9 protein-coding genes are annotated in these 8,198 nt (G+C 66.9%); 3 read left to right on the top strand and 6 right to left on the bottom strand.

What is annotated here, in order from left to right; genetic code table 11:
* Positions 1-3: 3 nt before the first annotated feature.
* From AB0B89_RS32850 to mscL, 4 genes are all read right to left on the bottom strand, one after another.
* Complete coding sequence (locus AB0B89_RS32850) at positions 4-708, bottom strand: serine/threonine-protein kinase (protein ID WP_358560553.1); 705 nt, start codon at positions 706-708, stop codon at positions 4-6.
* 10 nt (positions 709-718) lie between these two features.
* Entirely contained in the window at positions 719-1,726 is a 1,008-nt protein-coding gene (locus AB0B89_RS32855; RefSeq protein ID WP_358560555.1) for a LacI family DNA-binding transcriptional regulator, read from the bottom strand.
* Positions 1,727-2,129: 403 nt separating this feature from the next.
* Positions 2,130-3,203, bottom strand: a complete 1,074-nt coding sequence (locus AB0B89_RS32860) for an LLM class flavin-dependent oxidoreductase (RefSeq protein WP_358560557.1) — start codon at positions 3,201-3,203, stop codon at positions 2,130-2,132.
* A gap of 174 nt (positions 3,204-3,377) precedes the next feature.
* Entirely contained in the window at positions 3,378-3,806 is a 429-nt protein-coding gene (gene mscL / locus AB0B89_RS32865) for a large conductance mechanosensitive channel protein MscL (RefSeq protein ID WP_358560559.1), read from the bottom strand.
* A 526-nt stretch (positions 3,807-4,332) separates the two neighbouring features.
* On the opposite strand from mscL, the gene AB0B89_RS32870 reads away from it, so the two are divergent.
* Entirely contained in the window at positions 4,333-5,067 is a 735-nt protein-coding gene (locus tag AB0B89_RS32870; protein ID WP_358560561.1) for a DUF6082 family protein, read from the top strand.
* 28 nt (positions 5,068-5,095) lie between these two features.
* On the opposite strand, the gene AB0B89_RS32875 is transcribed toward AB0B89_RS32870, so the two are convergent.
* The gene (locus AB0B89_RS32875) at positions 5,096-5,422 is read right to left on the bottom strand and encodes a DUF397 domain-containing protein (RefSeq protein WP_358560563.1); all 327 of its coding nucleotides are present in this window, start codon (positions 5,420-5,422) and stop codon (positions 5,096-5,098) included.
* A 9-nt stretch (positions 5,423-5,431) separates the two neighbouring features.
* Positions 5,432-6,280, bottom strand: a complete 849-nt coding sequence (locus AB0B89_RS32880) for a helix-turn-helix transcriptional regulator (protein ID WP_358560565.1) — start codon at positions 6,278-6,280, stop codon at positions 5,432-5,434.
* A 370-nt stretch (positions 6,281-6,650) separates the two neighbouring features.
* Here AB0B89_RS32880 and AB0B89_RS32885 point away from each other — a divergent pair, with 370 nt between their 5' ends.
* Complete coding sequence (locus AB0B89_RS32885; RefSeq protein ID WP_358560567.1) at positions 6,651-6,959, top strand: hypothetical protein; 309 nt, start codon at positions 6,651-6,653, stop codon at positions 6,957-6,959.
* Between the two features lie 173 nt (positions 6,960-7,132).
* Positions 7,133-8,198: BTAD domain-containing putative transcriptional regulator (locus AB0B89_RS32890; RefSeq protein ID WP_358560569.1), on the top strand; the 1,066-nt coding region annotated here is incomplete at its 3' end.

Consider the following 8,198-nt stretch of genomic DNA (forward strand, 5'->3'; position numbering starts at 1 on the left):
TCGTCAACTCCAAGGTGTCGGCCAACAAGGACCTGCTCCCGCTGCTCGACAAGGTCGTGCAGGCCGGCAAGGATAGGGGTGAGCGGCGGTGAGCATCTCGTAGAGGAGCACGCCGAGCGCGTACACGTCGACCGCGGGGTGCACGCTGGCGCAGGTCAGGCGCTCCGGCGCCACGTACGGCGGGGTGCCGAAGTCGGCCAGCCGCTTGTCGACCTGCTCGCCCACGAACGCCGCTATCCCGAAGTCGAGCAGCTTGGCGCCCTCGGGCGTGAGCAGGACGTTCTCGGCCGTGACGTCGCGGTGGACGATGCCGCGCTGGTGGGCGGCCGAGAGCACCAGCGCCACCCTGGCGCCAATGACCGCGGCCTCCCGCCAGGGCAGCGGGCCTTCGGTGATCCTCTCCGACAGCGGCCGGCCGTCCAGCAGGCGCATCACGACGTACGCGGCGAGCCGGCCGCGCGCGGTGACCGTCTCGCCGTAGTCGTACACCTCGATCGCGTCCGGATGGATCAGGCGGGCGGTCGCCCGCGCCTCCCTCCGGATGAGGTCGCGACCACCGTGGTCGCCTCCGACGCTGCCGTCCAGCACCTTGATCGCGACGGTACGGTGAAGCGACTGGTCGAACGCCCGCCAGATGGCGGACATCCCCCCCGACGCGATCTGCTCGACGAGCCGGTATCTGCGCGTGAGCACATCACCTTCCCGCATGCCTCCCGAATCAAGTTGATTCACGGACCACCAGCTCCGTGGGCAGAATCGGGTTGCCGTGCGGGACCTCGTCTTCGGAGGTGATCGACATGAGCAGCATCCTGGCCGCGAGCACCGCGAGCTCCTCGACCGGCTGGCGGACGGTGGTCAGCGTCGGAGAGGTGTGCCTGGCGAGCGGGGCGTCGTCGAACCCGACCACGGCCACGTCGTCGGGCACCCGGCGTCCCGCCCGCCGCAGCGCCTGCATCGCCCCCGCCGCCATCGGATCGGAGGCGGCGAAGACCGCGTCGAGGTGCGGCGAGCGCTGCAGGAGCCACTGCATGGCGTGCGCGCCCGACGCGTGGGTGAAGTCGCCGTACGCCACGGGGACGTCGCTCATCCCCGCCGCGTTGAGCGTCTTGAGGAAGCCGTCGAGGCGATCTCGCGCGCCGGGCAGCGTGGGCGGCCCCGCGATGACCGTGATCGCCCGCCGGTTGGTCAGCAGAAGGTGCTCGGCCGCCTGGCGGGCTCCGTCGAAGTTGTCCATGTCGACGAAGGGCAGATCGATGCCGTCCGGAGGGCGCCCGGCGCTCCGAACGGCGATCCCCGAGGCGGCCAGGGTGACCGCGAGGGGATGTCGTTCCCTGGCGCCCGCGAGCAGGACCCCGTCGAAGGATCCCGTCACGAGCGGGGGCGCGGCGATCGTCGAGGTCGCCGGTGTGGCGGTCATGACGACGAAGGGCACCCCGTAGCTGGTGAAGACCTCGTCCGCGGCGGACAGCAGTCGTGCGTAGAACGGTTCGGAGAACATGCGCTGGGTGTGCTCGCAGATCACCGCCGCGACAAGCTGATCTGACCGCCGGGCCGAAGTCCCGCGGGGCGCGCGGTGCCGCACGTAACCCAGACGTGACATCGCGTCATGGACCTGGCGGCGGGTGGAGGTGCTCACGCGGACGGATCCGGTGAGAACACGTGAGGCCGTGGCGGGGGAGACCCCTGCTTCGGCTGCTACCTGGGCAAGCGTGGGCTGGTCAGCCATCCGGCTTCCTCCGCTTTCAAGGTATATCGCGAAGGCGTGGGAGCGCTCCCATTACAATAACAGTGTTTCTTGCGTGTCAACAGATGTTTCCGATAAATGTTCCACGCCGATCTGGAGGCGATGTTACGGACATATTCCAGTCGAAGAAAGGTCCCAGTCAGAGTTTCCTGGTGAAGTGGGGGGACGCCGGGACCGGAGGCGCCGCGACGGGCGCGAGTGGCACACCCCGGCCTGCCTGCTCAACTCCGCGGGGCGGGGTGAGGCGACCGGCGGAGGCCGGTCGCCCGCGTTACCGGGATGTTACCCGGGGTCTCGTGTGGGACCGGTCGTTCTGACCGGCCCCTGGCTGGGTGATATGCCCACTCTGGGCATATTTATCGCCTTTAGTGGTTATTTAGCCGTTTTATGACGTATGTACGGGCTTGGTCATGCCGTACGCGTCGGCGATGAGCTCGTACGAGCGCAGCCGCGCCTCGCCCCCGTGGACCCCGGTGGTGATCATCAGCTCGTCCGCGCCCGTACGCTCGCGCAGCGCCGAAAGACCCGCGCGCACGGTGGCCGGGTCGCCGTAGACGACGTTCGCCAGCCAGTCGCGGACGAACTGCTCCTCGACGGGGCTGTAGGGGTACGCCTCGGCCTCCTCCGGCGTGGGAAGCGGAGCGGGCCGGCCGCGCCGCAGCCGCAGCATGCCGAGCGCGCCCGTGCGTGCCCTGCGAAGCGCCTCATCGGGCGTGTCCGACGCCACCGCGCTGACGCCGATCATCGCGTACGGCCTGTCGAGCACCGCGGACGGCGTGAAGGCCGAGCGGTAGATCTCCAGCGCGGGCAACGTGTTGGCCGCACTGAAGTGGTGAGCGAAGGCGAACGGCAGCCCGAGCAGCCCGGCGAGCTGGGCGCTGAAGCCGCTGGAGCCGAGCAGCCAGATCGGGGGGCGCCCGGAGCCGGGGGCGCTCGCCTCGCCAGGGACGGCCCGGATGCGCTCGTACTGGTGCCCGGCCGGGTAGTTGTCGTCCAGGAAGGCGATGAGCTCGGCGAGCTGCAGGGGGAAGTCGTCGGCGTCCGGGGTGGCCGTGCGGCGCAGCGCGCGGGCGGTCGCCTGGTCGGTGCCGGGCGCGCGGCCGAGGCCGAGGTCGAAGCGTCCGGGGTGGAGGGCGTGCAGGGTGCCGAACTGCTCGGCGATGATGAGGGGAGCGTGGTTCGGCAGCATGACGCCGCCCGAGCCGAGGCGGATGTCGCGGGTGTTCGCGCCGAGATGGGCGAGGAGCACGGCGGGGGAGGAGCTGGCGACGCTCGGCATCCCGTGGTGCTCGGCCACCCAGAACCGGTGGTATCCCCAGTCCTCGGCCCGCCGCGCGAGCTCGGTCGTCGTCCTCAGGGCGTCTGTGGGAGTGTCGCCATGGCCCACGGTGGCCAGATCGAGGATGGAGAGCGGGACGCTCGACTCACCACGGGCGACACCACGGATCAGATCACTCACAACCCAAAACAACCCAGGCTGAACAGGGGCTATTCCTGCCTCTTCCCACCTGTTCTCAGCCGGGTACGGCCACCCGCGGCGGCCGCACCCGGGAGAGACGGTGAGGCGAGGAAGATCTGGTCCGGGCCCGCGCCGTCCGGAGGCGGGCCGTCCGGGCCCGCGCCGACCGGGGGGTCAGGCCGGGGGCCGGTCGTTGGCCGGCACCGGGCTGAGCTCGGCGGTGCAGAACGCGCAGCGGCGGGCGTCGATCGGGATGTCGCTCAGGCACTCGGGGCACCGCTTCTCGGCCGACTGCTTGTCGCGGTCGAAGAAGCCGATCAGCCGGGTCATCGGCATGACGACCAGCCAGTAGATCACCGCGGCGATGATGAGGAAGGTCAGCAGGTGGTTGACGAAGTCGCCGTACTTGAACTCCGAGCCGTTGAGCGTGAAGGAGTACTTCGAGAAGTCAGGCTGTCTGCCGCCCGTGACGGCGCCGATCAGCGGTGTCACCAGGTCGGTCACCAGTGCCTGGACCAGCCCGCTGAATGTGGCGCCGACGACGACCGCGACGGCGAGCTCCACCAGATTGCCGCGCATCAAGAACTTCTTGAATCCGCCCATCTGTGTATCCTCCGGGGAAATCCTTCAGGGGGAAGGTCTCGGGCTACCGTACGTTCTTCCGCAAACGCGGCCAACGTAGCAGAGGTATGGGGCTTAGCGCCTGTCGGCCCCGAGCCGTTCGAGGTCGAACCGCCGTTCCTGGATGTCCGCGATGCTCAGCCTGAAGGAAAGCCGGCGGTATGGGCCGGGGGTTCGGTGTGAAGGACCGGCCAAGACCACCGCGATGCGCGAAGCCACGAAACGATCACTCGCCGGACTGTGGTGCACTCCGTGAGATTACAGAGGATAGGGCGCCGTGTTCCTGACTCATGCACCTTTTCGCTGATGACGCCCGATTCAATCGTGTTGGTGAGCTAGCCTGTGACCAACTTGATGGAAGAGTGCATTCTTCTATTGGATACGCACCCGCAAGAGGCTGACAGGTCACTCCTTACATGGTTTCGCCTGTACGGCCGGGAGCCGGAGCCGAGGGGCGTAGTTGAAATTTCGAAGGACACTTCAGGGCCTGCTGATACTGGTCATCTCCATGGCTGGTTTCTTCGTGGTGGTCGCCTCCCCTGTGATCATCGATGAGTTCAGTTCTCCGGAGAGGATCGGAGTATTGGATTGGGTGCGGTTAAGTAATATTGGACAGACCTATGGTGCGGTCGCCGCCATATTCTCTGCCCTTGCCCTTATCGCCGTCACGGTGTCACTCGTGATACAGGCCGGCGAGGCCAAGTCAAACAGGCTGCAGGCCGTGCGAGGTCATCACTCAGACTTGCTGAGGATGGCCATCGATGATCCAGCGTTGTATATGCCTTTCCTGGGCCTTCCCGATGAAATGGAGGCGGACATCGCTCGGCGGCACGTCTACGCGGTCCTGCAGATGAATTACTTTCGGATGGCATACGAGTCGCGCATCGTTTCTGAAGGGTCGCTACGAGGAGAGCTTCTCGCCGAGGCATTTCAGGTCCCGTTCATGCGGGACTGGTGGCGGGGCGCTCGTTCGGCGTGGAAGCTGGGTACCAGAGGGACGATCAGGCAACGGAGGTTCTTCAAGATCGTGGACGGTGAGTACGCGAAAGCGCTCGCGTCGACCGTGAAGGCGTCCCAGGATGTCCAGCCAGGTGAGCTGGGCGTTGACGCCGAACCGGCCACTCTGTTCCGCCGTAGCGTCTATAGGGGAATTCTCTGGACGGTTATGCTGAGCGGTGTCGTGTATATCCTCAAGAAGCTGGCCAATGATTCTACGGAAAAGAGCCGAGATGGGATGCGATGACCATCTCGGCTCTTTGTCTAATCGGATCTTACTGCTCGACGAGACGTTGCATATCAAACTCGCCGTTCTTCGCGCCGTTGATGAAAGCCTGCCATTCGCTTTCGGTATAGAGAAGCACAGGGCTGCAAGGGTCCTTCGAGTCTCGAACGGCGACCATCCCGTCCGTAACTGCGATGGCCACGCAGTTCGAGGTGTTGCAATCCCTGGCTACACGCCATGCGAGGTCAGTGTACCTCGTGGTCGGCGAGAACCTCATTGATTCTCCTGATGGCTGGTTGACTTGATAGGGGCACCTCAGACTGGTACCCATATCCGGCATTATGCCATCAAGTGAGTGTACGAACGTGAGCGCCATGCCGCTTGATCACGGCGCGTACTTCTGGTTGACTTCTGCGATCAGCGCCATGGAACCCTCTGGATCGAGGCTCACCGCCATAAGGCGTTCGACCGCCTCTCTGAACATGGCGAGATCGGTGGGCCTGTCAAAATATTGAAGCTGGGTCAGGGCTTCCGTGTATACGATGTCCGGTACTCCAGGATCGAACATCTCCAATATGGTGAACGCACTGTTGAACCCAATGTGCGCCCCGACGCTGAATGGGATGACCCTGGTGGTGATGTGGGTTGGCCGGGCAATCGCGACGAGGTGCTCCAGCTGGCCGTACATCACCTCCCTGCCGCCGATCGAGCGATGAAGAACTGACTCGTCGAGAAGAACGGAATAAGTGGGAGCGTGTTCTTGATGAAGAACTTCCTGCCGTTTCATGCGGGCACCTACGCGCTCCACGAGCACTTTTTCTTCGATACCCGGGAGGACACCCCGGATGATCGCGCTCGCGTAATCCGGCGTCTGTAGCAGGCCGGGTACGGCGCACGTGTCGTAGCTCGTGATCGATGAGGCCTCTGCCTCCAAGCCGATGTAGAGGCGAAACTCATGCTCGTCGTATGTCTGCCACCAGCCTGGCTGGCGCGCCTCTCTGGCCATGGCCATGAGGGCGTCGACCTCCGTCTGATCCGTGCCATAGATATGGCACAGGTCTCTCACGTCGCGGGGGATCACCCCTCGCCGCGCGGTCTCGATCCTGCTGATCTTAGCGGGTGAGCACTCGAGCCTCTGGGCCACTTCCTCAATACTGAGTCCCGTGTCCTGGCGAAGCCGCCGGAGCTGGGTGGCGAGCTGGCGACGCCGTAGGGTCGGATTCGCCCCGGCCATCGACGCTCACCTCTTCCTGATGCGGCCGTCGCCGCGTGCTCCCGAGTTCGCCCAGGCAGCTCCCATTGCTAACAGCTAACACTATTCGCCTGTGGTGGACGCCGAAGGTATCCGCCGACGACACTTTCCTGTGGCAATTGCCATTGGCGGTTGCTCTTGGCACGAACCAGGGTAAAGAGATGGGTAGCCCCTAACGCAGCAGATGCCTCCCCTGTGAAGTCGTCATCGTGGGGTGGCGCCCCCTGCGGGACGGGGTGGTCGCGCGGCGAGCCGCGCGGCCGGTTCGGAGCCGACTCAAGGCTGGACCGGTGGTTGGGGCATCGGTCCTGCTCGGAACACCCGCGCAACCCGGACGAGAGGACGATCCTCTATGAATGTCAGCCCCACCGGGATCGCAGTCAACCTTTGGACCCTCATACGCGAGCAGGCGATGGCCCGCCACTGGGAGCTCAGCGACGCCGTCTTCGCTGAGATCGACGGGTTCGCGTGGGTGCAGGGCTGGGCGATCATCCGGTACCGGACCAGGCACACCTATCGCGACCCCCGGTTCGACCGGGTGGTCGTCTGCTGCACCTGCGGGGGAGACGGCAGGGGGGCCGGCGGCCGCACGTGCCGCACCTGCAAGGGCGACGGCCTGCTCAACTTCTTCGAGCCCCCGGCCGCCAGGAAGAGCGCCTGAGCCGCCCAGGTCGCCAGAAGCGCCTGAGCCGCCCCGGTCGCCCGACCGGCAGCGCCTCGCCCTTTGAGAGGGCATTCCATCGCATCGGGTGGACCGTGCCAGCTTCGCCGTATGCGAACCGGTTGGCACTGGCTACTATCGGGCCGTACGCCCGGGGCATCCAAGGGAGCTGCGTGGAGTTTCGCCTGCTTGGTCCTGTCTGCGTGCTCGCCGACGGCGAGAGCGCCCTGGACCTCGGACCGCACCAGCAACAGGCCGTGCTGGCCATGTGCATGCTGGCCTCACCTCGCCCGATGAGCCCTTCGAGGATCATCGAAGCGCTCTGGGAGGACGAGCCGCCGGCGGGCGCGCTCAACACCGTGCAGGCCTACGTCTCCAAGCTCCGCCGCATCCTGGAACCCGGACGCGTCCGGGCGGTGGCCCCCCGCGTCCTTGTGAGCAAGCTCGGCGGCTACGCCCTGGTCATTCCCGCCGAGAGCCTCGACCTCACGCGGGCCAGGACGCACGCGGCACAGGGGGCGCGGCTGCTCCGCCTGGGCGACCTGTCCGGGGCTAGGGACGAGCTGCGCCGCGCGCTCGCCGAGTGGCGGGGCGATCCCCTGTCGGGCTTCGAGGAGGACTCCTGGGCGCGTGAGGAGATCTCCCACCTCGGCGAGCTGAGGCTGGCGCTGGTGGAGGACACCGCGGAGGCCGAGCTCGGCCTCGGCATCGGGGCCGGGATGGTGCCCGAGCTGACCAGGCTCCTCGCCGCGCTTCCCCTGCGCGAGCGCCTGCGCCGCCTGCGAGCCCACGCGCTCTACCAGGCAGGACGGCAGGCCGACGCCCTCGCCACGCTCGCCGAGGGGCGGCGGCTGCTGGTCGAGGAGCTGGGTCTGGACCCCGATCCGAGCTCGCGCGAGCTGGAGAGGGCGATCCTGTCCCAGGACCCCTCGCTCATCCCTCGCGGCACGGTCACCGCCGCGCCCGCAGCCCCCGCAGCCCCCGCCGCGCCCGCGGCCCCCGTGCCCGAGGCGCCGCCACTGGTCGGCAGGGGGCGGGAGTCCGCACTGCTGTCGGAGGCCGTCGCCGCGGCGGACCACAGGGTCGTGCTGATCGCGGGAGAGCCGGGGATCGGCAAGACGAGCCTCGCCGAGGAGGCCGCGCGGGCCGCCCGTGGTCGCGAACATCGCCGCGAACGCCACGAGCAGGATCGGCATCAGCAGTTCTGGACGCTGCCACACGTACCGCAGGCCCTCGCGC

It is taken from the genome of Sphaerisporangium sp. NPDC049002 (genome assembly GCF_040649355.1).
Taxonomy (GTDB): domain Bacteria; phylum Actinomycetota; class Actinomycetes; order Streptosporangiales; family Streptosporangiaceae; genus Sphaerisporangium.